Annotated in this window: 19 protein-coding genes and 1 tRNA gene; 10 read left to right on the top strand and 10 right to left on the bottom strand. The window is 49.3% G+C overall.

The window, feature by feature from the left end; translation table 11 throughout:
- Positions 1-22 precede the first annotated feature (22 nt).
- Positions 23-1,198, bottom strand: coding sequence for a sialidase family protein (locus tag Pan161_RS05295; protein WP_197995707.1), 1,176 nt, complete (start codon positions 1,196-1,198; stop codon positions 23-25).
- 129 nt (positions 1,199-1,327) lie between these two features.
- Between Pan161_RS05295 and Pan161_RS05290 the strand changes: the two genes are divergently transcribed.
- Positions 1,328-2,383 (top strand): GntR family transcriptional regulator, encoded by a 1,056-nt coding sequence (locus tag Pan161_RS05290; RefSeq protein ID WP_145224706.1) that lies wholly within the window; start codon positions 1,328-1,330, stop codon positions 2,381-2,383.
- 47 nt (positions 2,384-2,430) lie between these two features.
- On the opposite strand, the gene Pan161_RS05285 is transcribed toward Pan161_RS05290, so the two are convergent.
- Entirely contained in the window at positions 2,431-3,525 is a 1,095-nt protein-coding gene (locus Pan161_RS05285) for a linear amide C-N hydrolase (protein ID WP_232103630.1), read from the bottom strand.
- Between the two features lie 398 nt (positions 3,526-3,923).
- Between Pan161_RS05285 and Pan161_RS31200 the strand changes: the two genes are divergently transcribed.
- Positions 3,924-4,052, top strand: a complete 129-nt coding sequence (locus Pan161_RS31200; protein ID WP_261342941.1) for a hypothetical protein — start codon at positions 3,924-3,926, stop codon at positions 4,050-4,052.
- On the opposite strand, the gene Pan161_RS05280 is transcribed toward Pan161_RS31200, so the two are convergent.
- The gene (locus Pan161_RS05280; protein ID WP_261342940.1) at positions 4,049-5,758 is read right to left on the bottom strand and encodes a phytoene desaturase family protein; all 1,710 of its coding nucleotides are present in this window, start codon (positions 5,756-5,758) and stop codon (positions 4,049-4,051) included. The genes Pan161_RS31200 and Pan161_RS05280 overlap by 4 nt on opposite strands.
- A 240-nt stretch (positions 5,759-5,998) precedes the next feature.
- Between Pan161_RS05280 and Pan161_RS05275 the strand changes: the two genes are divergently transcribed.
- The 4 genes from Pan161_RS05275 (at position 5,999) to Pan161_RS05260 (ending at position 9,908) form a co-directional block, all read left to right on the top strand.
- Entirely contained in the window at positions 5,999-6,385 is a 387-nt protein-coding gene (locus tag Pan161_RS05275) for a hypothetical protein (protein WP_145224705.1), read from the top strand.
- 98 nt (positions 6,386-6,483) lie between these two features.
- A complete protein-coding gene (locus tag Pan161_RS05270; RefSeq protein WP_145224703.1) occupies positions 6,484-8,025 on the top strand; it encodes a sulfatase family protein in 1,542 nt (513 codons plus the stop codon).
- Between the two features lie 178 nt (positions 8,026-8,203).
- Entirely contained in the window at positions 8,204-8,638 is a 435-nt protein-coding gene (locus tag Pan161_RS05265; protein WP_145224701.1) for a hypothetical protein, read from the top strand.
- A gap of 166 nt (positions 8,639-8,804) precedes the next feature.
- Positions 8,805-9,908 (top strand): acyltransferase family protein, encoded by a 1,104-nt coding sequence (locus tag Pan161_RS05260; protein ID WP_145224699.1) that lies wholly within the window; start codon positions 8,805-8,807, stop codon positions 9,906-9,908.
- Between the two features lie 2 nt (positions 9,909-9,910).
- On the opposite strand, the gene Pan161_RS05255 is transcribed toward Pan161_RS05260, so the two are convergent.
- Together Pan161_RS05255 and Pan161_RS05250 are read right to left on the bottom strand one after the other, a co-directional pair.
- Positions 9,911-10,342: a carboxypeptidase-like regulatory domain-containing protein gene (locus Pan161_RS05255; protein WP_145224697.1), complete on the bottom strand. Its 432-nt coding sequence runs from the start codon at positions 10,340-10,342 to the stop codon at positions 9,911-9,913.
- 142 nt (positions 10,343-10,484) lie between these two features.
- The gene (locus tag Pan161_RS05250) at positions 10,485-11,426 is read right to left on the bottom strand and encodes a DUF1559 domain-containing protein (RefSeq protein ID WP_145224695.1); all 942 of its coding nucleotides are present in this window, start codon (positions 11,424-11,426) and stop codon (positions 10,485-10,487) included.
- A 539-nt stretch (positions 11,427-11,965) separates the two neighbouring features.
- On the opposite strand from Pan161_RS05250, the gene Pan161_RS05245 reads away from it, so the two are divergent.
- Positions 11,966-14,020: a PEP/pyruvate-binding domain-containing protein gene (locus tag Pan161_RS05245; protein WP_145224693.1), complete on the top strand. Its 2,055-nt coding sequence runs from the start codon at positions 11,966-11,968 to the stop codon at positions 14,018-14,020.
- Between the two features lie 39 nt (positions 14,021-14,059).
- On the opposite strand, the gene Pan161_RS05240 is transcribed toward Pan161_RS05245, so the two are convergent.
- The 5 genes from Pan161_RS05240 to Pan161_RS05220 all read right to left on the bottom strand — a co-directional run bounded on the left by Pan161_RS05240 (position 14,060) and on the right by Pan161_RS05220 (position 17,916).
- Positions 14,060-14,141, bottom strand: a tRNA-Leu gene (locus tag Pan161_RS05240).
- Positions 14,142-14,281: 140 nt separating this feature from the next.
- Complete coding sequence (locus Pan161_RS05235; RefSeq protein ID WP_145224690.1) at positions 14,282-14,809, bottom strand: UvrB/UvrC motif-containing protein; 528 nt, start codon at positions 14,807-14,809, stop codon at positions 14,282-14,284.
- Positions 14,810-14,927: 118 nt separating this feature from the next.
- Positions 14,928-15,311: a CoA-binding protein gene (locus tag Pan161_RS05230; RefSeq protein WP_145224688.1), complete on the bottom strand. Its 384-nt coding sequence runs from the start codon at positions 15,309-15,311 to the stop codon at positions 14,928-14,930.
- A gap of 2 nt (positions 15,312-15,313) precedes the next feature.
- Complete coding sequence (locus Pan161_RS05225; RefSeq protein WP_145224686.1) at positions 15,314-16,306, bottom strand: DUF6807 family protein; 993 nt, start codon at positions 16,304-16,306, stop codon at positions 15,314-15,316.
- A gap of 113 nt (positions 16,307-16,419) precedes the next feature.
- Positions 16,420-17,916, bottom strand: a complete 1,497-nt coding sequence (locus Pan161_RS05220; protein ID WP_145224684.1) for a Gfo/Idh/MocA family oxidoreductase — start codon at positions 17,914-17,916, stop codon at positions 16,420-16,422.
- Positions 17,917-18,200: 284 nt separating this feature from the next.
- Between Pan161_RS05220 and Pan161_RS05215 the strand changes: the two genes are divergently transcribed.
- The 3 genes from Pan161_RS05215 (at position 18,201) to Pan161_RS05205 (ending at position 23,396) form a co-directional block, all read left to right on the top strand.
- A complete protein-coding gene (locus tag Pan161_RS05215; RefSeq protein ID WP_232103629.1) occupies positions 18,201-19,133 on the top strand; it encodes a bifunctional riboflavin kinase/FAD synthetase in 933 nt (310 codons plus the stop codon).
- Positions 19,134-19,208: 75 nt separating this feature from the next.
- Positions 19,209-20,207 (top strand): DHH family phosphoesterase, encoded by a 999-nt coding sequence (locus tag Pan161_RS05210; RefSeq protein ID WP_145224682.1) that lies wholly within the window; start codon positions 19,209-19,211, stop codon positions 20,205-20,207.
- Positions 20,208-20,342: 135 nt separating this feature from the next.
- On the top strand, positions 20,343-23,396 hold the full coding sequence (locus tag Pan161_RS05205; RefSeq protein ID WP_145224680.1) for a PVC-type heme-binding CxxCH protein: 3,054 nt from the start codon (positions 20,343-20,345) through the stop codon (positions 23,394-23,396).
- Positions 23,397-23,421: the final 25 nt, after the last annotated feature.

The following is a 23,421-nucleotide window of genomic DNA, read 5'->3' as shown; positions in this document are numbered from 1 at the left end:
GATTATGACTTCTGTGTTCGGGTCAGTCCTGTAGGATCCATTTCAATGGAAATCGGGCGATTGTCAAGGCGGTTGTGTCGTAACCATTATTTTTAAAGCCGCCATCTTCGTAGAAACAGAAGATCGTACCATCGGACAGCGCTGCTAAATCGCTGTAGCCGCTGATACCCGGTTCGAGGACCTGTTTGCTGGCCCAGGTGTGACAGTCATCAAAGCTGACCTGCAGCGTCAGGTTTTTGCGGTCGCGATTGGGCTTTCTGCGTTTGGTTTTGTTTTCCAGATTGTCCGGGTTGGCGAAGACAATGGCATTCTTCGGCTGTGATTTGCTGGCGGGCAGACGCAGGATGCTGGCCATGCAGACCGGTTCGAGGAGTTGATCGTCAAAATGTTTGTTCGTCCAGTTGGTGGCACCGTTGTCGCTTACGGCAATCAGACGACGATGAGGCTCTGATTCAGTACGGATATTAACCAGGACCTGATTATTGAACAACTGGACGGCGACGGTTTCGCTGGGATTCACAACCGTTTCACCGGCGACGGTATCTCCCTGCTTGACAATAATGTCACCGCGCTGCCAGGTTTTGCCGTGATTGTCACTGAAGATGGTGGCGACGCTGGACGGACGATGTTTTTTACCCCCCGTCGAAAGCCAGACAGGAACGAGCAATCGCCCGTTCTGCAGTTGAATTCCATGACCGGGGCCGGTGGCGATCACGTTCCAGTCGTATTCTTTGCGAAACTGTTCGAAGACACTGGTGATTTCAACGGGGTCACTGAACGTCTTGCCGTCATCTTTGCTGTCGATATAAAAGCAACGGCCGTAGTTTTCACAATAAAGCAGATGGACCTGACCGGTCTGGTTATCGGCGAAGGCGACGACATTATTGACGGTGTTTTCTTTCGCATCATGAATTGTCTGAGGGGCCAACCAGGTCTTGCCGCCATCGGTGCTGCGGCGCATCAGAATATCGATGTTGGCCCAGTCGCCGGCTGCTTTACGGGCTTCACAGTATGCGAGCAGTGTCCCCTGCTTCGAGGTGATGATGCCGGGGATTCGGTAGTGATGATATAGACCGTCGCGTGCTTCGAACAGGACCGTTTTCTGCAGATCGTCGGCCTGGCTGTATTGCAGCGGCGAGAGAATCACGAACAGTGAGAGGGAGAAAAACAGCATGGAACGCAGCGGAAGGTGTGTCATTTTACCAGTTTCCCGTTTCAGGTTAATAATATTTATGTTGCGATATTATTATCTCTGTTGTAATATTATAAAAGTGCGAACAGAATTGAAAGCATAAAACCCATTTTTTCAAACGAATGAGATACCTCTATGAAACCGGCGATTGTGGATCTGGCCGAGCGGATTCAGACTGATATTCAGGCGCGTAAGCTGAAACCCGGCGATCCTTATTTTACAACCAGTGAGACGGCTCGCTCGTTTCAAGTGAGTGGTACCACCGCCAACCGGGCGTTGCAGTTGCTGACGCAGCGTCGCGTACTGGTTCGCAAGCAACGTGCGGGAACATTCATTGCTGAACACGATGTGGAACAGTTACATAGTTTGAAGTGCGTGCATCTGGTGGTACATCAAAAGTTTCTGGAACGAGAAGGCTTACTGGCTGATGGGATTGTGATCGGTATACAGCGGGAACTGCCGGATGCTGAGTTGCAATTCAACTTTCTGCCCCATCGTGAGGAAGAAGCGTATGTGGAGGAGATTGTCAATCGTGCGTTGAAGTCGAGCGAGACGGAAGGATTTGTTCTGCAGCGGGCTCAAGTGGGAGTGCAGCGAATTCTGGAAGAGAGTGGCCTTCCCACAGTGGTAAATGGCCTACTGCAGCCTTCGATTACCGGACTGGCGCAGATTGATCGTGATCAGGAACAGATTAGTCGTCTGTTGATTCAGGAACTGCTGCGAAAGAAGTGCGCGCGGATTCTGGTTGTACTGCGGGATCAGGTGACGGCGGGAGATCATCAGTTGCTGGATACGATTCAACGGGAGCTGAATGCAGCGGGTTTTGGTCTGGGTCAACTTTGTATTCGTTGTCTTCCCGCAGATGACCGGGCGATACAGGCGGCTGTTTTAGAAGTGCTCCATCAGTCAAGAGACAAGCTGGGAGTACTGTGTCGCTCGGAACCGGCAGCGCGGGCGATTGGAGAATGTGTATTCGGAGAGCCACTGCCTAAGAGCAGGCGTCCGGTGCTGGTTGTAGCAGACCGGTTCGCCCGAGAGCAGTCAGACTGCCCGTTTCCTTACATCCGCGCCTGCCTTTCTCCTGTTGCCTATGGCCAGGAGATCGGCAGGATGCTGATACGACAGATAGACGGTGAAGCAGCAGAAAAAATGCTGACTCATGTCGAGGTCGAACTGGTTCGGCCGAAGTAGCCAATGCGATAGATCAGTTTACATAGACGACCTTGGCTGAGACTTTTTTATCTGGCACAACCAGAGACATCTATAATCTGCTCTTCACCTTGAATCGAGATTGTTTTGATCTCGGTTGCATTCAGGTCGACACAATTTAAATTAATCATACGAATGGTGCTGTCTTCATGTGTGCGAAAGTAATAACGTAAATTTGTGAGATCGGTGACTGCGGTCCACAAAGTATAATCCACGGATGATTTACCATTCATGGAGCCACGTACTGCCCCTTTGGGAATGTCGAACTGGTTGAGAATATGGAAAGTCTGCAGGACACCCTCAAGGGCCGTCTGGACCGGTAAGGCAGTTCCTGAAAAAGCAGTTGCGCGTACAAATCTTGATGGTGGTGTAAAGTCTCCGGGGATTCCAAACATGCCTGCTACTTTACCAAACCCATTAATTTTGATATCGCCAATCATCACATCTGGTTTATTCGTGTCTGTCAGGTTCACATAATTTCCCAGATTTGTGAGATGCCAGTCAAATGCAGGAGCATTGGTAAAAACTCCCAACGGGTTTTGATGGATATTTAATTCGCCTTTGATGTATTCGAGAACGATTGATTTGCCACTCGCGTCAGTCGCGATATAGTGAAAAGGGGGAATGCCGCCCAACTGCTCCAGAACGACTTTGCCGACTTTGACCTGTTTGATTTTTTCAATCACGTCATCGACTGTGATACAGTTGCTCAAGAGGTAAACGGGCACTTGCTGAGGACTGATGGTTCGGGTGAGGTCTTTCTCTGTAACTGTCTCAAAATCGGCATAACCGGGAAAATAAAAGATACCGACGTGTAGCCCTTTCTCGTTGACCCCATCTGCTATAATCGGCAGACCAAAGGCATTCATCCCGACGAATCCGTATTGGGTGGTCCAGGTGAGCCCCTGCTTCTGGTCAGGTGCTGTACCCACAAAATTGAGGTTCCGGGGTACGATGATAATATTCGAATGCAGTTCCTGTGCAAACTCGAGTGTGCGTCCGAAGATGATCGAGCCATCTTTCGGTTTGATGGTGATCCCTGTGCAGGCGAAAGTCTTCGAGGGGCACAGTGTCGTAGTGATGATAATACCCATGAGGACCATGTATTTAATAAGACGTATCAAAGCAGTTCTCCAAAATGTCTGTGCAGGGAATCTGGTTCCGAGCTCATGACCTGATCTAAAAATATGAAATTGAAAGTGTTGATGGGTGAGCGCTGTTCAGTCTGAGACTTGCGTCCGGCATTATCTCTTTCGGCATCCCAATGAAGAAATATCAAGGAAGGAAATGATGTGACGCGTGATCTCTGGTAATCAGAATTTCTGTAGCGACAAATCAGTTTAAAACGGCTGGACCGCATACAATGAAACTGGAGTGCCGCTTCATTAATGCGGGTAGAAGGATCGATCCGATTCATGCGACTGTAACGCCCACGACACGATGAAAACCCTCATAGATGTGCCTGTTCAGGGATAGGTTTCTGAGGTTTACTCTGTACAGGCTGCTTTAAAGGTGAGAATAAATGGCGGCGTATGTTTTTAAGAAAGACTTGACCTCGAGTGCATCACATTCCACGATTGCATTTCTCATGGCGATGATACACGGCATTGATGGTTCTGGAGGCACAAACGTGATTCTGGAACTGGGCTAAGACTTGCCATCCCGCAGCATCTCCCGCGCGGCGTTGCGACCGCAGGCACCCATCACACCGCCTCCTGGATGGGCGGCACTTCCACACAGGTAGAGCCCTTTGATGGGCGTGCGGTAATCGCTCCAGCCGGGGACCGGACGCATGTTGTATAACTGATGAGCGGGCATTGCGCCCTGGAAAATATTGCCACCTGTCAGGCTGAAGGTCCGTTCCAGATCGAGTGGTGAGAGAACCTGACGATGCAGCACTGAAGCAGGTACATTCGGCGCGAATTCGGCAATACGATTAATACAACGATCCGCGAAGTCTTCTTTGATCTCATCCCAGGTACCACTGGCCAGTTGGTACGGGGCGTATTGCACGAACAGTGACAGGATGTGCTGGCCGGGAGGAGCCAGAGTGGTGTCGACGGCTGAGGGAATCGTCATTTCAATGATGGGCTTTTGTGACGGTTTACCGTACTTGGCATCATCGTAGGCCCGTTCGATTTCTTCACAGGTGGCACCGATGTGGATGGTCCCGCGATGTTGTGGTTGTGGTTCCTGACAGCCGGGTAGACAGGTAAAATCGGGGAGTTCACTGACGGCAACGTTAATTTTCATACTGGCGCTGCTGTAGTCAATCCGGCTGACGGCTTTTTCGAAAGGTGCAGGAAGCGTGCCAGTCGGGATCAGTTTTTCGAAGGTAATATGGGCGTCGGCGTTCGAAGCAACAGAACGAGTAGGGATCGTTTCACCATTGGATAAGCGAACTCCAGAGATCTGCTGATCCGAGATTAGGATTTCTTCAACAGTGACACCCGTGCGAATCTCAACACCTGCTGCTTTCGCAGAGGCCGCCATTGCCTGGCTCAAAGCTCCCATGCCTCCTTCCACATAACCCCACACACCACGCGCGCCGCCGGCGGAACCCATGACGTGATGCAGTAATACATAAGCCGTTCCCGGAGCGGATGGAGGTTGAAAGGTGCCGATAATCGCATCGGTGGCCAGTGTTGCTTTGAGGATATCGGATTCGAACCAACGATTCAGAATAGGAAGCGCGGGGCCGGTGAGCAGTTCGATTGCTTCGGGAATCGTTTCTCCCAGTTTTTTCAATGACTGATGCAAGTGGTATGCGGTTTTCGTGTCGCGGAGTTTTTTCCTCAAGCCGACCGTCCGCCAACTGGCAGGTAAAGGCAGCAGATCGGGTGGCGTCTGCATTAGCGCAGGTTCCAGACATTCGGCGATTTTTTCCAGCATCGCTTCATATTGGGGGAACTGTTCGGCATCACGTGGACTGAACTGTGAAATCTGTTCCTGATTCTGTTTCTGGTCAGGGCCGAGCAGCAGAGATCTGCCATCAGTGCCTGGTGTGAAAGAACTGGGGTTGCGCGGCAGCACACGATAACCGTGACGGGCCAGTTGCATTTCCTGTTCGATTTCGGGCAACAGTAGACTGACCAGGTAAGAAGCCGTTGAGACTTTGAAACCGGGCCAGAGTTCCTCGGTCACGCAGGCGCCGCCGACCAGATCGCGACGTTCCAGTACCAGGATTTTCCAGCCCTGCTTTGCCAACTGATGGGCGCACACCAGACCGTTATGCCCTGCTCCGATAATCACACAGTCGTACATCAATATTGAATCCCGATGAGTAAAGCATGAATTTACTAAACAGGTTGTATTATGAAAAAAAAAGGATGATGTACCAGTGTGGGAGAGGATCAATCCTGTACGCTGTGGTTATGTTTTAAAAAAAGAGTACGGATACAGAGGGAGTGTGTACAGTCGTTAGAGAGCCCGTTATGATTTTGTTTGTATTTAACTCTCAAAGAAAATCATAAGCTTATTTCGGAATGATACAGGATGGAAACGAATCGAATTTGGTTGGCGGTCATGTCTCTGATGTGCGTTTTCTTAATCGCCGGTTGCGGTCGATCAGCGTCTCCGCCGAAAGCAGTGGCCCCGATGAGTCCTGAAGAAAACGCACTGGATATCGTGACAGCCATCTATAAAATCAGTGCAGAGATCAAGAAAAAAGTGCCTCAGAACTGGGGAGATCTCGAAACTTATGCAGCCAGTTTGCAGAACCCTGCGCAGCAGGATGCTCTGGATGCGATCAAGAAAATCAAAGACTTGAACTATAAGGTTACCTGGGGCATTGATAATATGGTGTTGAAAGACAAAAACGCCAATGCGAATGAAATTGTTCTCTTTGAATCCCCGGACGGACATCTGAAATCGACCTATGGTGGTGTCATTCTGAAAGCGGATCCAGAGGACGACAAAGAGGAAATGAAACTGGAAAAATCGGGATCCGATGTGAAAAATACAGACGCCGCGACAGCTCAATAATTGAACGAGTTGAGAGCGATCACATTTATCCACGAGCGGAAAGCTCTTTCGATTTTGTTATAGAAAACGACTAATAATTCCTGACAACGGGTGAACTCATGCGACTGATTTCTCTGATGTGCTTACTGTTCTGTATCCTGCTCACTTCGGTTTCCGCCGCCGATTTAAAACTGGAAAAGATTGAGGGAGCGAAACCCAAAAACGTGGTTTTCATCCTTGCCGATGATCATCGTTACGATGTGATGGGTTTTCTGGGGCATCCGTGGGTGGAGACTCCGGCAATGGATGCGCTGGCCAAAGACGGCGTGTACTTCAAAAATGCGATGGTTACGACTTCGCTCTGTTCGCCCAGCCGTGCATCGATCTTAACCGGTCAGTACATGCATAATCATGGCGTCGTGGATAACAACGTATCAGCAAAACCGGGCACGATCTTCTTTCCCCAGTATCTGCAGGATGCAGGCTATAAGACTGGTTTTTTTGGGAAGTGGCATATGGGGGGACACTCGGATGATCCACGACCTGGTTTTGATAAATGGATCTCATTTCGCGGACAAGGCCATTATTATCCGCCGGAACATCTGAAAAAATGGTCGTTGAATATCGATGGGAAATCAGTGCCTCAGAAAGGGTATATCACAGATGAACTGACAGATTACGCCATCGAGTGGCTGGATGATACGGTGAAACCAAGTGGAAAACCGTTCTTCGTCTATCTGTCTCATAAAGGCGTGCACGGGATGTTCCATCCGGCGAAGCGACACGCGGGACGTTATAAAGACAAGTCGATGCCGATTCCGAAAACAATGGAGAACACCTCGGAGAATTACTTTAACAAGCCGATGTGGCTCAAGAACCAGCGGAACAGCTGGCATGGCGTCGATTTCGCCTATCACCAGGATACTGATATCGAAGAACATTACCGCCTGTATTGTGAAGCCTTATTGAGTGTCGACGAGTCGATTGCCCGCGTCCGGAAATGGCTGAAAGAAAACGGCCTGGCAGAGAATACGCTGGTGATGTATATGGGAGACAACGGGTTTCAGTGGGGCGAACATGGTCTCATCGACAAACGGACTGCCTATGAAGCATCGATGCGTGTGCCTCTGGTGGGGGTCTGCCCCGGTCTCTGGAAACCGGGAACCGTCATTAATGAAGTCGTTGCAAATATTGATATCGGACCGACGATCCTGGCAGCGGCCGGTTTGAAAACACCCCCTCAAATGGATGGCCAAAGCTTTCTGCAACTGGCAGCCGGGAAGATACCTGCGAAAGACTGGCGACAGAATATTCTCTATGAGTACTACTGGGAATACAATTTCCCCCAGACGCCGACTACGTTCGCGCTGCGAACACCGCGGTATAAATTCATTCAATACCACGGCATCTGGGATATCGACGAACTCTACGATATGGAGAAAGATCCCCACGAAGAGCATAATCTGATTTTTGACAAGGACCAGCAGAAACGCATTCAGAAAATGCGTGCAGACCTGCATGCGATCCTGGAGAAAGCGGACGCCGACCGGGTCCCCTTCAGTCACAAACGTCGCATGGGGGCCAACCTGCGACTCAAAAGTGGCTCAAAACCTGCTGATTTTAATGACAAGCTGATGAGAGAGAAGGATGCTAAAAATTAGGACTATGCAATACTCTGTATTTATATTCTGTGAATAATCGTTTTCTCACTGTTGTCATTTTCAGAAAAAGATTGTCACCTTCGTTTCCATGATTTAAAATAACCCTCAGGAGATTGCGGGCCCATTCGTCCTGGCATCTGTATTTTCAGTTTGATGTACCAGTATAGGGGGAACGGAAATGAGGGAGTATTATTTCAGAGAACAACGCACCCAGTATCAGAAATGTCCCGGCTGTCAGGCGGACATCGAACTGGATGTAGATCAGTGTCAATTTTGCGACTGTAACATGGCTTACGAGGAGCAGGATTCAGAGCGGGAATCGCCGAATCTTTCCAGTCCTGTGGCAAGCGAGCCGACCAGTAGTTGTATGATCATGCTGGCATTAAATATTCTGGTCAGTCTGGCAGGCGTCTTTGTCACCTCCACAGATCGATTTCCAGAAAGGCCTACCTATGATCACGGGTTTCGCTTAACCGAGCAGGAACAGGACTTTACGGCCAGTCTGTTTCAGGAGCATCAGCGATCGGCGGCGCATGATAATCGGATTCACTCTGATGCAGGTTCTGAGATGAAATCCGCCGATCAAAGCAGGGACAACCAGCAGTTCGAGTGAGCGAACATTCAGGAGAATTTGCTACTGCCTGCTCCCGATCACCTGAGTGTTTACGGGGGTACACGCTTTATTATCGATTGACATCCATATTGACAGATTTTGAGAGTTCAGCGACAGTCCGAACCGAAATTTCACTATTATTGATGGTTTCACTCCGGGACAGAAAATGGATTCGCTGCCTCTTGATCACCCTCGTCTGAAAAAGAATAACTTCGATCTGATACGATTACTGCTGGCGTCAATCGTCTGTCTGGTTCATACCTACCAGGTTTCCGATTTCGCAGCGCTGGAGTCTCTGGCGGGCCTCCTGTCTTCAAAAATCGCCGTTCAGGGATTTTTTGTTGTCAGTGGTTTTCTGATCGTGATGAGTTACGAACGCTCTTCTTCACTAAAATCGTATTCTGGTAAACGATTCCGGAGGATTTATCCGGCTTACTTTACGGTGGTGATGCTGTCTGCGTTCTGTCTGGTGCTGGTCAGTCAGAGTTCAGTTCAGGATTATTTTTCACTGGAGTGGGTAAAGTACGTTGCGGCGAACCTGACATTCTTGAATTTCCTGCACCTTTCACTGCCTGGAGTCTTTACAGAAAATAAGTTTGTTGCAGTCAACGGCGCTCTATGGACACTCAAGATTGAGGTGATGTTTTATATTGCAGTGCCAGTGCTGGTTTATTTCTTCAGACGTTTCCCCAGGCTGCCGTTCCTGATTTTGATTTATGTGCTCTCGATTGCCTACAGCGAACTGCTGTTGTCGGCTTCTACGAGGACGGGGGTTGAGTTCTACGCGCAACTGGCACGACAACTGCCGGGGCAGATGTGTTTCTTTATGTCAGGAGCAGCGCTGTTTTATTACCTGCCATTTTTTGAGCGTCACATCAAATATTTTGTGGCTGCTGCTGCAGGTATTCTGGCGATTGATGCTCTGGCTTTTCCCCTGCCCTGGCTGCAGCCTGCCGCGCTGGCAGCGCTGATCGTCTTTTTTGGACTGTTTCTGTATGCAGGGAACTTCGGGAAATACGGTGATTTTTCCTACGGGGTCTATATTCTGCACGTCCCTATTTTGCAGTTACTGCTGGTTTCCGGCTGGTTTGTGGACCGACCGTGGCTGTTCCTGCTGACAACAATCTGTTTGACTGCAGTCGGGGCAATTTTGATGTGGAACCTGGTCGAGAAACGCTTCCTGTTACGCAGCAGTCATTATGTTGCCGCGGTAGAGCCCACGGAAGACAAGCTGACGGTTCGGCAACCAACCAGCCTGTCTGTGGAGTGATGCTACTTTGATTTTAAATCGAAGTTGAAAGTGTTGTTGCCTACTTCGACCTCAGCTGTCAGTTCCGTTTTATCATTATATTTAGCGGGTACCAGTTGTATGCCCGCATCTTCCGGGTTGTCTGGCATCTTTAGAATCATGACTTTGTGGGTTCCTGGTGTCGCCCCGGAGGCATCAGAATTGTACTCGAGTGTGTAAGAACCATCACTTTCCGTGGTTGCACTGGAAGCACGGCGTCTGGCTTTGTCAGTGGCCTGCTGTGGTTCAAAAATAACTTTTGCGCCTTCGAGTGGAGCACCATCCATGGTGACGACGCCTGTGACTTGCGCGAGTTCGGGGATGGGTTCTCCCCCGCTTCCGCAGCCTGCAACGCATAAAATGAAAAAGGCATAGAAGACTGAGTTAAAGCGTTGGGGAATAAATACATCGATCATGATATATAAAGTTCTTATTCAAAAAGTGCGCAAACAGTGAAAATGTACGCAGACTGCTATTGGAGATTAAAAATACCGCGACGGCAATATGCCATCGCGGTATTGCAGACGATAGACAGAAGTAGTAAGAGATTTCAGTCCGTTAGAATTCCGGAACGATCTCCCCACCTCGGATAGAAATCAAAGCAGCAACAACGCCGACCCGGTCGACATTTTCACTGAGGAATCGCACGGATCCATCAGCCAGCATAACATGAGCACCACCTACGTGATGACTGCCTGCGCCCCAGGCATACTGCTTGTTGTTTCCATCATAGTTGTAATTGATGGCATAAGATGCTGAACCCGGCAGAATAAAAAACGTATGGGTGGCTGCATTCCAGTAGGGACCATAGCTGGATGAAGTTTTGAGTAATTTTGTTTCACAAAAGATCATCGTATTGGTAGTGCCATCTGTGATGTCTCGGAATCTTGCTGCACCGTTAGGACCTAATGCTCCCTTTGAAGTACTTGTGTTGGCCCCCCAGCTTCCACCGTTACCACCCGTCGTATAGTTCACAACTCCATAGCTGGTACGCCAGCCTGGACTTACATAATAAGCACTGGATGTGGTTGAGTTCGATGGATTACCCGGATCCGATGGGCAGAGAAAAACGGGTACGGGAGATTTCACTACTGAGTACTGGTCTGTAGTGACAGTCCCAGTGCAAGTGGTTCCATGGTTAGCACGGCCACTGGGAAGACTCCAGTTGTACTGATTGTAAATATTTGCCTGATCTATGAAGGGGAGTATCATTTGATAACAAGTGTGATTCAATAAATTACCAGTGTTTCCATGAACGTTATCACAATATTGCAGACCTGCATTAACTGTGGCTGGTGGGAACACGCGATGTGTATCGTGGTAGTTATGAAGGGCCAGGCCCATCTGTTTCAGATTGTTTTTACAGGTACTGCGACGAGCTGCTTCGCGGGCCTGTTGAACTGCAGGTAACAGCAGTGCGATTAAGATTGCAATGATCGCAATCACTACCAGTAGCTCAATTAATGTGAAACCATGTTTCCGTGATTTAAGTGCGCGCATGAAAGTGCCTTTTTCATAGAATGAGAATAACGAAATAGAACTCAGAAGAATGGACGAGACTGGTGTTTCGTTAATGGGAGCGCGCAACTAGCGAAATCAGTTTTGCTACTGTTTGTAAACATTACTTAACAGTGCCAGCTAATTATGTGACTGGTATTAAGCTCACGCAACCTCGTTTGTTAAGAAATTTAATTAAATGCTGGGTTTTTCTTTGAGAATTTTGATTGATCAAAATTTTCGGTTAGTAAGACATTGTATAATAAAGGCTTAAAGGTCGCCCTTCACATAGACGAATCGATTATGTCGTTGGGCGGGGTATTTTCTTAACGTTTCATTGGAAATCGAATAAGACAGGTGATACTTGTGTGTCTATTTTCTCTGATGAAGGGAAGTGATCAAAGTTATTTATTTTCGGAGAGCAGTCAGATCCGTGGAAATTCGGAGGTGAGTTAACATTGAGAATTAAATTCGTTACTTCTTTACTGATTCTGCTTAAGTGATCCTGAAACTGGCTTCCTTCGATTTAATCAGGAGAAAAAATGGGCCGTCTTATTTATCAACTCTCTGAGCTGGACTCCTCGTTGGTAGCTGAAGCGGGAGGGAAAGGAGCTTCCCTGGGAGAGTTGATGCGTGCACGGGCGCCGGTTCCCCCTGGTTTTGTTGTAACAAGCGCTGCTTTCCGCAGTTTTTTTTCTGCAACTGTACTCCAGCGCCCGATGCTTGAAATAATGCAGGCATCGAAATCCAATGAGATCGATTATTCACAGGCTCATCAGCGCATTCGATCCTGTATTGAAGCCGTTGAGGTGCCTGTTGAAATCTGTGAAGCTGTGCAGATCGCAGCAGAGGAATTAGCAGCTCCGCGTGTTTCGGTCCGATCCAGTGCGACGTGTGAAGACAGTGCCACCAGCGCCTGGGCGGGACAACTGGAGACATATCTGGATGTTACTCCTGGAGAAATTATTGAAAAAATCCGAAGCTGCTGGTTGTCTCTGTTTAGCGAGTCCGCGTTGGCTTATGGCGGGTGTCACGGATTTTCTACTGGAGAAATATCTGTGGCAGTGGTCGTGCAACAGATGGTGCAGAGTGATATCTCAGGAATTGGGTTTTCGGTTCATCCCGTTACTCAGGAATCTGAAATTCAATTAATCGAAGCCTGCCTGGGGTTGGGAGAAGCGATCGTTTCCGGACGAATCACTCCAGATCAGTTTGTTGTCGAGCGGGGTTCCTGTCAGATTCTGGAATCAATCACCGGGGATCAGAAAGAAGCGTTGTGGATCAGAGAGGGCAACTCGAAGCCAGTCTGGCAGAAGCTAGATAGTCGAGGCAGACAACCGAAAATCACACAGCAACAGGTTTCCGAGTATTCCGCCCTGCTGAACCAGTTACACAAGCATTACGGCCATCCCATAGATACAGAGTGGGCTATTCAGGATGGGAACTTTCAGGTTTTACAGGCGCGGCCGATTACAACCCTGGCAGCGGAATACGATAAAACGCTGATTGATGATTCGCAGGGATGGCAGTTTACCGTGCGTCGTCCTTTTTTCCTGCTGGCTGCATCCATCTTACCTTACTGGCTGGATGCAAAGCATGCGGACAATACTCTCGGGGGGCACCTGAATGAAGCATTACTGATTCAGGATGAAACAGGGATGATGAATCTGTTTTATCCCCATACTTCCAGCGAAGCATTTCTCGATCGTATCGGTGATCTGTTTCAGAATGATCGAGAGCAACTCATCCGAATCTTAAGATACGGTCTCGGAATTTATGCACAGGCAGCTCCCGTGATTGAACAGGGTTTGAGCGGATTTGAAAATTTGGCAGAACTGGAGGACCTGTTTGCAGATATTGCCCAGCATACAACGGTATTTCCTGCCTGGGTTCTGATCTATATTGAAGCGCATCAGATTGAAGACCCCGAAGTGAGAGCATTGGCCGAGGAGATTCGCTCCCACTCTCTGTATCCGGTGATCGAACGAAATATCCTGCAGCCCCTGGCGTTACAGACGGCAGAACAACTGGGTTTTGTAGAACCGGATCGCGCCTGTGATCTACTGTTGTGGAGCGAGTTGAAAGCAGGAACTGTGACGCGTGATCTGTTGGAATCCCGTTTCGAAGCAATACAGAATGGTAAACGGTTTATTTTCCAGATGATTGATGGTCAGGAAGAATTTCACCTGGTCTCACAAACCGGATATTTACTGACTCGACTGTCTAAGCAGCGGAAATTGCAGGCCAGTTCCAGTACCAATGAGCTGACAGGCCAGGTCGCCTGGCCGGGAATCTTTCAAGGGCGGGCGCGGGTCGTACTCAAGCTGGATGCGCTGGGTCTGACCATCTCGCCTGATGAGGTTTTGGTTTCCATCCAGTCCAATCCAGCATTGATGCCTTTACTGCAGCAGTGTGGTGCGATCGTGACTGATGACGGCGGAATTGCCTGCCACGCAGCCATTCTGGCGCGGGAGTTGAAAAAACCAACATTAATCGGTACGCGAGAAGCAACCATAAGAATCCAAACCGGGGATCTGATCGAAATTGATACCTACGCCCAGGTTGTGCGAATTCTGGAGAAGAAGCAGTCGAAATAAAAAAAGCACTGATACCAGTCAGGCATCGGTGCTTTTGAATGGGGATGACAGGACTTGAACCTGCACGCCTTGCGGCACTAGATCCTAAATCTAGCGTGTCTGCCAATTCCACCACATCCCCGGATGGAGTCACTTTCAGTGCGAATACTAACGATTTTCCGGAGTTGATACAAATCGAAGGAGAGTAAAAGTCTGATTTTCAGTAGGATTCCCGAAGATTTCTTCTCTCGAATCTACTGCATCTGAGACGGAATATTCGCGTTATTCTGTTGAGGGACCAGACTCGGGTGATTCTTTTTCTTCTTCCTGCTCCAGCTTTGAAATTTGATCACGAAGCGAGGCGGCGGTCTCGTAATTTTCCTCTGCAACCGCAGCCGTCAGCTCTCTGCGGAGCTTGATCAGGTTGTACTGCTGCTGACTGGACGTGGGAGCCCGCTTCGGAAACTTGCCAATATGCTCACAGGCGCCATGAATATTTTCCAGGAGCTGAATTAAGGGCTCGCGGAACGCGATGTAGTCATGTGGACAGCCCAGCCGTCCTTCACTGCGAAATTCCTGGAAAGTAATCCCGCAATTCGGACATTCCAGTTCCTCATCCAGTTCCAGATCCTGTGAATTCAATTCGATCAGTGTGGCTTCATCCTGAGGTTCCCATTCATCAGAGGGAGCCTGACCGCTGATATATTCCTGGAAATGTTCTTCGCAGAAATGAAGCGCCTGTGCCTGCCCGTTTTGAATTTCGGTCAGGTGGTAGACGGCGGGTTTATTGCAGACTCTACATTTTTTCATGGTCGAAACTTTTTTGGATAACGGACTGATAAGGTTTTCCTGAACAGGAAACATGCCACCTCTACTCTGATTCTATACAAACCGGTAGCGGGGCTCAATCGCGATTCCCAATTTGATTTCAATCCGGATGAGCGGACGGCGATTCACCGATGTCGACGATACTGCAGGCCTGGATGATATTCAAACCGAGATCGCTGGCCCGCTGCAGTAACTCAGGACTTTCGCTGCCCGGATTAAACCAGAGTTCGTCGGCTCCTTTCGCCTGAATTTCTTCCAGTAAGCCCATCCCGATGTGAGGTGGAACATACACGCTAATCCGATTTAGATGCACATCGGGAATCCCTGCCAGACTTGTGTAAGCTGTCAGGCCTTCGATATTCGTTTCGGTCGGATGAACCGGGAAGACTTTGTAACCTTGTTTCAGATGAGCGCGGACCGACTTGTTACCGTATTTCTGTCGATCCGCACTGGCTCCAATGATGGCAACTGTCGGTTGTGACATGACTAGTCCTGCTTTTTTAAAGAAGAGACAAACTCGTTGTAATGTTTCTGGACTTCTGCCTGGGTAGGTTTGTTTCCTTCACTGACAATCACCCGGTACTTCATTTCCAGTGGTTTGCTTTCGTCAAATTTCGTATCGAAAAAGGCACCAAAGCGACCGTAGGGACGTTCCGAATAACGCGATGGTTTGGGAACGCTGGGGTCTTCCAGATATTCCACGTTGTAGCGTTTTCCGTCGATTTCGTAGGACATGGCAAACCAGCCCAGGTTGATATGGCCATTGGGATCGGTTTTATCAGAGACCTGAAACGGAGCGGGCTGCTGGGGAAATCCTTCAGGTCGGACGTAAGTCGCATTGTTAGATTCCGCAACGTCTTGTGCGGCACGGTACTGGAATCCGGCATGCTGGCGGTCACCGTCCAGAACAATTTCGCCGCGCTGGCTTTCCAGTTGCGTTTGCCAGTCGATCTGCCAGGCAGGGAGTTTAGAGTTGGCGACTTCAATCGGGGTGACTGTTACTGTGCGAGTTTCAATGATCACCGGTTTTCCCTTGGCATCTTCCCAGCGGATTTCCGAAGTCATCGTGCCTTGCTTGGAGTCCCCTTTCATTTCCAGCATTTTTTCATGACGCAGATGCGCGCCATTCTTACAGTGCCAGAAATCCAGCTCTTTGCCTTCGAATTTGGTTTTATTCCAGCCGACGTACAAGCCACGGTGGTGTGTATATTTGCCACCGGGGCCTTTGGTGATGATGGCTTTGCTGCCAGGTCCATAGACATGATGAAAAACCTTGTATGTGTCGTGAAAACTTTCTTTCGATGAGTCGTCATAAGGATAGACATACTGCAGGACAGGGTTTCCATTATAGTACAGATCGGCCACCTTGTTTTCTGGCTGATCCTTCCAGGTGAATCCTGATTTTTCACTGGCCTGAATTCCTGCGGTAACAGAGAAGAGGGACAGTAGAATAAGAGAGAGTACTGTAGGATGCTTCATAACTGGTTCCATGGAAGTAAATGTAGAGTGAGGTCTTGATGGATCAAGGCTGTCTCGTAAAAAATCCCGTATTCCAGGCAGGAATACGGGATGTGAAGAGTCAGAGACAGGGGTTAACCTGCGTTGGAATTAGGATCGTTTTTCGGGGGTTTCCCATCGACCCAGGGACCAGCGAGAGTCATGTAGCTGGGCTCTTCCAGCACACTTCCTTTATCGCCGGCTTTCCAGCCAGGAATGTGTTTGGGTTTCTGTCTGGCTTCAGACATGGCTTCCCATTTTTTCGACCAACTGCCGTCGCCTTCGGTTATGGCATGGGAATCGGCATCGAAGTGGTACACCTTACCATTGCGATAGCTGTTTGATCCCATGTTGACCACTGCGATTGCTGCAGCACCCAGATCAGGTGGGTTGTTACACTTGCTTTGATCATTGGCCTGCATTGCTTCGACCCAGTTCTTGAAGTGAGCGTAGGTCGTGTCTTTGATCTGAGCGACATCGATCCGCTGCTGTTTCAGCGAACTGTCTCGAGTCACCTGAGGTCGTTCGGGAATGAAATCATATCCGTCGAACCCTTCGCCGTTACCAAAGACAAACGAACCATTATGTCCGCGGATGATCTGTTTGATGCGTGTTTCCTGGTTACACATGGTGGCGTTCACCAGCCCCTGGACTCCTTCGTTGAAGTCAGCAGCGACAGTCGCTACATCAGGAACGTCGCGGCCGTCATATTCCAGGTACAGACCCCCTGCTCCGACAACGCGACCGGGATAACGCAGACCGGTTGCTTTGAGCATCGCAGTTGTTCTGTGCACGAACAGGTCGGTAAACATGCCGGATCCGAATGGCCAGAAGCGACGCCATTGTGCATAAACGGCACGGTCGAATGGCTGATATTCGGCCAGACCTTCTTTGGTTCCGAGCCAGAGGTTCCAGTCGATGTTCTGTGGGTTCATCTCTTTTTTCAGAGCATAGTACCGCCACTGGCCCATGGAAGAGTTGCGGAAGTATTCGGTCTGGAACTGAAGCACTTTACCCAGTTGTCCGTCCTGCAGACGGGCCCGTACATCATCCCAGACAGGGAGACTTGTGGACTGCACGCCGACCTGCATGATTTTGCCGGTTTTTTTCCAGGTTTCGACGACTTCCAGAGCTTCTTCGACTTTCTTGGTCATTGGTTTTTCACAGTAGACATTCAGACCGGCGTTCATTGAGTCGATTGTCTGCTTGGCGTGCCAGTGGTCGGGAGTTCCGATACAGACGGCATCCAGTTTTTCTTTTTCAAGCATGTCGCGGTAATCGACGTAGGCAGTGACGTCATTACCCAGCTCTTTTTTGATATAATTGGCAGTGCGGTCCCGATGTTCTGAATACACATCAGAAACAGCGACCAGTTCAATGTTCATGCCATCTTTTTTCAGCTGCACCAGCTTTTTGACATGGGCACCAAATCCACGACCACCAGGACCGATAAATGCGATGCGGATTGCTTCATTGCTGTTTCCGGCTCCGAAAGCGGGGGCGGAAGCCAGTCCGGCGATCGCACTGGCAGCGACGGCCGTGTTTCCTGAGGTTTTCAGGAAATCTCTTCGATTGATGGGGCTTTGATCCATTTCGTTATCTCCAGTGATATAATAAAGTGTGACAGTTACTGGATGGTATCAATGGTCGGTGATACCAAATGCGTTTCAGGTTCGCAGGCGCGTACCTTCAAGCGCTCATGGGGGAAGGAGAAGGAAACTGCTTTCCCTACGCTCAATAGTAGCAATATTATGGACCAGATGGTACTTAACACTCTACATTTTCTGGATTGTTGCCGATTCAACTGATACAGACAGAACCGAGTACTGGCCGGAGTGTTTTTCTAAATAAAGACAATAAATTGTTGGGTTAAGTGGTGTTAATACGTGAATTAGCAGGTTTTGGCGAGTGTCAGGGAGGCATGGTCTCAATTGGTAACTTCGATGGAGTGCATCGAGGGCATCAGTTGATGATTCTAACATTAGTTCTGCATGCTCGAACACAAAAAATACCTGCGATTGTTTTTACCTTTGATCCCCACCCGATTCATCTATTGCGGCCCGAACATGCTCCCCCAGAGTTAATGACGATTGAGCAACGTGCGGAGGTTCTGCAAGGACTGGGCGTTGATTGTGTGATTGCTTATCCCACCGATCGGGCATTACTGAATCTGACAGCGGAAGAGTTCTTTCAACAGGTCCTGTGTGATCAACTGCAGGCCAAAGGCATGGTGGAAGGCCCCAATTTTTACTTTGGCAAAAACCGGGCAGGAGACGTCACTTTATTAGGTCAACTGTGTGATCAGGCGGGGATGTTTTTCAAAGTGGTCGAGCCAACCGTTTGTGGATCGCGTATGATCTCCTCTTCTGAAGTCCGCAAATCCATTCAAGAGGGAGACATCGGAGAGGCGACCCGAATGCTGGGACGTCTTTATCAGATTACGGGCACGGTCGGGCATGGTGCTGAACGGGGGCGCATGCTGGGTTTTCCTACGGCGAATCTCACCGAAATTAAAACACTGATTCCCGCAGATGGCGTCTATTGCGGAGTCGGGGAGATCGCAGGCAAGCAATACCCGGCCGCCATTCATATTGGGGGAAACCCGACATTTCAACAAGATGAAACCAAGGTCGAAGTACATTTGATTGGTTTTTCTGAGGATATTTACGGACAGATCCTGCAGGTCCAGTTTCTGGATCGATTGCGGGGAACTCAAACGTTTGCCGATACGGACGCCCTCAAATCGCAACTTCTGATTGATGTCGAATCAGCAAAAAAACTGGCCAGTCAATGGATAGATTTACAATAATGCGCTAAGATGGCCAGTTAACAAAGTGAAACCAGTCACTGGTAGCAGCATGAATTCGCAGAGCAGGAAAAATGAATGAGTACGATTAACTGGGCCCCCCTCTGTGAACTGATTCATGCACATCAGAAATTTCTGCTCTCCTGTCATGTCCGGCCCGATGCCGATGCGCTGGGATCGGAACTGGCGCTGGCTTGTTTTCTCAAGGAACTGGGAAAAGAAGTTCGGGTCATCAATCCTTCAGCTCATCCCAAGAGTATGGATTTTCTGGTTCAGGAACATGAAGTCCGTTACGTTGGTGATGGAGTTTCAACCGCAGAATTTGAATGGGCCGAGGTTCACATTGTGCTTGATACCAGCGCCTGGTCTCAACTGCCTGGTCTGGCCAATTTCTATCGAAAAACAAATTCAAAAAAAGTCATTATTGATCACCATGTCAGCTCAGATTCTCTGGGGGCGGAAGAATTCAAAGACGTCACCTCCCCTGCCACTGGCTGTCTGGTGTATGATCTGGGACGTGCTTTAAACTGCAGCCTGAATCCTGAGATCGCGACATTGCTGTATGCAGCAATTGCTACGGATACGGGCTGGTTTCGGTTCCCTTCCACTACTGCCTATACCATGCAAATTATCAGTGAGCTCATCAAAGCAGGGGCGGAACCACATCAGATTTATGAGCTACTCTATGAACAGAATAACTTGCCCCAGCTAAAATTGATGGGGCGTGTGCTGGGGCAGGTGCAGACTGACTTCGATGGTCTGCTGGCTTATACGGTCGTCAGTTGTGAAGACTTCAGCGCGACGGGCACCACGCCCGTTGATACGGAAGGGCTCGTCAACTATTGTCTGACACTGGCGGGGACTCAGGCGGCATTTATTGCTGTGGAACAGCGCAGTCGGCAAGTGAAAATCAGTTTTCGCAGCCGCACCACCTGGGATGTTTCTAAAGTTGCCGAATCGTTTGGAGGTGGCGGACACCGCCAGGCTTCTGGCGCCATGTTGAACGGTCCCCTCTCTTCCGCTGTCACAAAAGTTCTCGGGAAATTTCGTGAGATGTTTGACACTCTCGAAAAATAAAAAAACAGTCCTCTGCTCTTTGTACTGTTTTGCTGAAACTATTTTCCTGATTTGATTGCTCTTGGTCTTAGCCTGTTATAGCATAAGTGATATCTATTAATATCTGGATGTCCATTTTGACTTAGAGGGTGATCGATGCGCTTTCACGACCAACTCCGATTTTTGATCTGCCTGTTTACCTGTTACTCAATTCTGAGCTTACCGGGCGATTTCTGTGTGGCCGAGAGCCCGATTCGCAATACGCAAGATCCCAAAGATATTGCCACCTCGCCGGAACAGACAGTGAAAAACATGACGGTTCCCGAAGGATTCAAGGTGACTGTGTTTGCCAGTGAACCTGATGTGCATCAGCCGATCGGATTTGAGATCGATGATCGGGGACGGCTCTGGGTTGCCGAATGTTTCAGCTATGAACGCGGTACCTTTGATGATCAGTATGAAGATCGGATTGTCATTCTGGAAGATACCGATGGTGATGGCAAAATGGATCAGCGGAAAATCTTCTGGCAGGGACCGGGACCTTTAACCAGTGTGACCGTGGGGTCTAGTGGAGTCTGGGCTTTGTGCCGCGGAGAATTACGCTACTACGAAGACAAAAACCACGACGATGTTCCCGACGGGAAACCGCAGGTTCTACTCGAAGGCTGGAACTATAAAACAATCCGGCACAATATTGTAAGCGGTTTGACCTGGGGGCCTGATGGCTGGTTATATGGTCGTCACGGAATCACGGACTCCTCACTCGTTGGTACTCCCGAGACGGTGCCTGCAGACCGCACGCTGATTCATTGTGGTATCTGGCGCTATCACCCTGTCAGTCATAAAATTGAAGAAGTCAGCTCCGGTACGACTAATCCCTGGGGCTTCGACTATGACGAATATGGCCAGATGTTTTTCACGAATAATGTGAATGGTCACCTCTGGCATATGATTCCCGGCTCTCACTATATTCGGATGTCAGGACATGGCAGCGATCCTAATCCTTATGTTTATGAACTGATGACAAAGTGTGCGGACCACGATCACTGGGACAGCTCTTCAGGAAAATGGACTGATTCCCGGGATACTTCCGGTGTTCACGGAAAACTGGGAGGCGGACACAGTCATTGTGGTGGCATGATTTACCTGGGTGACAGCTGGCCTCAAAAATATCGCAATTCCCTGTTCTTGTGCAACACGCATGGACATCGTGTGAATAACGATGCGCTGGAGCGAGAAGGCTCGGGCTATGTGGGGACACACCGTCCCGATTTTCTGTTGACCGGATCAGACTGGTTTCGCGGCACCGAATTAAAATATGGTCCCGATGGCAGTGTCTATCTCACTGACTGGGCTGATTTGGGAGAATGTCATGACCATGACGGAGTGCATCGGACGAGTGGCCGGATCTACAAAATTTCGTATGGAGATGTTGCACAACCTGAAAAGCTGGATCTGAATCAGTTGTCTGACAGTGAACTTGTCGGGTTACAGCTGCATCCGAATGACTGGTATGTCCGTCATGCCCGCCGGATTCTGATGGAACGTGCGGCAGTGGCAGGCAACGGGAGTCAGCCGAAAGCCGAATTGTTGAACATCTATAATACCTCCCAAGAGGTTTCCCGGCGTCTGCGTGCCATGTGGACGCTCTACTGTACGAATCAAGTGAATGATGCCTGGTTGACGGAGCAATTGAATGATCCCAGTGAGCACGTTCGCATCTGGGCGATTCGCTACCTGGTTGATGACGACAAAGTTTCTGCTCAGGCGGTAAAGAAACTTTCTCAGTTAGCACGCACTGATTCTTCCGGTCTGGTACGACTCTATCTGGCATCGGCGATGCAGTCGCTGTCACCGCAGCACTGTTGGGAAATTGCTGCTGCTCTCGATCAGAATCATCAGGATACCGAAGACCGTAATTTTACACTGATGCTCTGGTATGGAATTGAACCCGCTGTCATGAGCGAAAGTGAATCCGCATTAAAGTTTCTCGGTCGTGCCACACGACCACTGGTGCGACAACTGGTGGCACGTCGCCTGACGGAAGACATTGATCAGCATCCAGAGTATGTGGTACAGCTGATCCAGCAGGCCATCGAAACAAAAGACTCTGCAAAGCAGCAGGATCTGTTAGCCGGAATTCAGGCTGCTTTGCAGGGACGCTTAAAAGCACAGGCACCAGAGAACTGGCAGGCATTTAAACAGGCGACTTCCAAGACCGATTCCAAAGAATTGCAGAATCAGATTACAGAATTATCTGTCGTTTTTGGTGATGGACAGACCATGGATGCGCTCAAACAGATCGCCGTTGATTCAGAGCAGTCCATGAAAAGCCGTTACCAGGCATTAGAAACCTTATTGAACAGTTCTCAGGACAAAGACCTGCTGTCTATCATTCAGAAATCGGTATATACGACTGAGCTGCAGCCATTGGCGTTTCGGGGACTGTCACGATTTCATGATCCCCAGACGATTCAACGCATGCTGGGACGCTACCGCAGTATTAAACATGAGGGGCGTCAGGTTCTGCTTGATACCGTTTGCAGTCGTAAGGAATATGCTCTGCTGCTGCTGACCGCCATCGATAAAAAACAGGTACCCCAGGAGGATATCTCTGCATTTCATGTGCGTCAGCTACGCAATTTTCAGGACAAGGATGTTGTTGAAAAACTGAATCAGGTCTGGGGACAGGCACGCGAAACTCCCGAAAAGAAACGGGCACAGATTGAGAAGTACAAGATCCTGTTGACGGCGGAACGACTGGGAAAAGCAGATCGTATTCATGGTCGAGCACTTTACGAAAAAACCTGTGCGAAATGTCATCGTTTGTTTGGAACCGGAGGTCAGATCGGTCCTGATCTGACGGGAGCGAATCGGGCCAATATGGATTATCTACTGGAGAACATGGTGGACCCCTCTGCTTTGATTCCCAAAGGCTATGAAATGGTAGTGGTTGCTCTCACCGATGGTCGTGTGCTGAATGGGAACGTTGTCAGAAAGACTGATAAACAGCTGTCATTACAGACACAGAATGAATTGCTCGTGCTCGACCGCCAGCAGATCGACGAGATGACTGCTTCCAAGCTGTCCCTGATGCCGGAGGGACAACTCGATCAACTGAGCGAAGAGCAGCTTGCGGATCTGATTGCCTACCTTGCTGGTAATACACAAGTCAAACCACCTGTGGCATCCGCGACAACGGGCCCTTGAAGTGTGGTATGAAAGTTTGAAATCG

The organism is Gimesia algae, assembly GCF_007746795.1.
GTDB lineage: Bacteria > Planctomycetota > Planctomycetia > Planctomycetales > Planctomycetaceae > Gimesia > Gimesia algae.
Note: the sequence above shows the minus strand (reverse complement) of the source record. Positions and strands in the feature narration are given on the sequence as shown.

Bases quoted from the DNA above. Each gene is read 5' to 3' on its own strand.
- Pan161_RS05245 (WP_145224693.1), top strand. From the start codon at position 11,966: ATGGGCCGTCTTATTTATCAACTCTCTGAGCTGGACTCCTCGTTGGTA.
- Pan161_RS05210 (WP_145224682.1), top strand. From the start codon at position 19,209: ATGAGTACGATTAACTGGGCCCCCCTCTGTGAACTGATTCATGCACAT.
- Pan161_RS05275 (WP_145224705.1), top strand. From the start codon at position 5,999: ATGAGTCCTGAAGAAAACGCACTGGATATCGTGACAGCCATCTATAAA.
- Pan161_RS05270 (WP_145224703.1), top strand. From the start codon at position 6,484: ATGCGACTGATTTCTCTGATGTGCTTACTGTTCTGTATCCTGCTCACT.
- Pan161_RS05230 (WP_145224688.1), bottom strand. From the start codon at position 15,311: ATGTCACAACCGACAGTTGCCATCATTGGAGCCAGTGCGGATCGACAG.
- Pan161_RS05235 (WP_145224690.1), bottom strand. From the start codon at position 14,809: ATGAAAAAATGTAGAGTCTGCAATAAACCCGCCGTCTACCACCTGACC.
- Pan161_RS05290 (WP_145224706.1), top strand. From the start codon at position 1,328: ATGAAACCGGCGATTGTGGATCTGGCCGAGCGGATTCAGACTGATATT.
- Pan161_RS05265 (WP_145224701.1), top strand. From the start codon at position 8,204: ATGAGGGAGTATTATTTCAGAGAACAACGCACCCAGTATCAGAAATGT.
- Pan161_RS05260 (WP_145224699.1), top strand. From the start codon at position 8,805: ATGGATTCGCTGCCTCTTGATCACCCTCGTCTGAAAAAGAATAACTTC.
- Pan161_RS05295 (WP_197995707.1), bottom strand. From the start codon at position 1,198: ATGACACACCTTCCGCTGCGTTCCATGCTGTTTTTCTCCCTCTCACTG.
- Pan161_RS05220 (WP_145224684.1), bottom strand. From the start codon at position 17,916: ATGGATCAAAGCCCCATCAATCGAAGAGATTTCCTGAAAACCTCAGGA.
- Pan161_RS05225 (WP_145224686.1), bottom strand. From the start codon at position 16,306: ATGAAGCATCCTACAGTACTCTCTCTTATTCTACTGTCCCTCTTCTCT.
- Pan161_RS31200 (WP_261342941.1), top strand. From the start codon at position 3,924: ATGGCGGCGTATGTTTTTAAGAAAGACTTGACCTCGAGTGCATCACAT.
- Pan161_RS05250 (WP_145224695.1), bottom strand. From the start codon at position 11,426: ATGCGCGCACTTAAATCACGGAAACATGGTTTCACATTAATTGAGCTA.
- Pan161_RS05205 (WP_145224680.1), top strand. From the start codon at position 20,343: ATGCGCTTTCACGACCAACTCCGATTTTTGATCTGCCTGTTTACCTGT.
- Pan161_RS05255 (WP_145224697.1), bottom strand. From the start codon at position 10,342: ATGATCGATGTATTTATTCCCCAACGCTTTAACTCAGTCTTCTATGCC.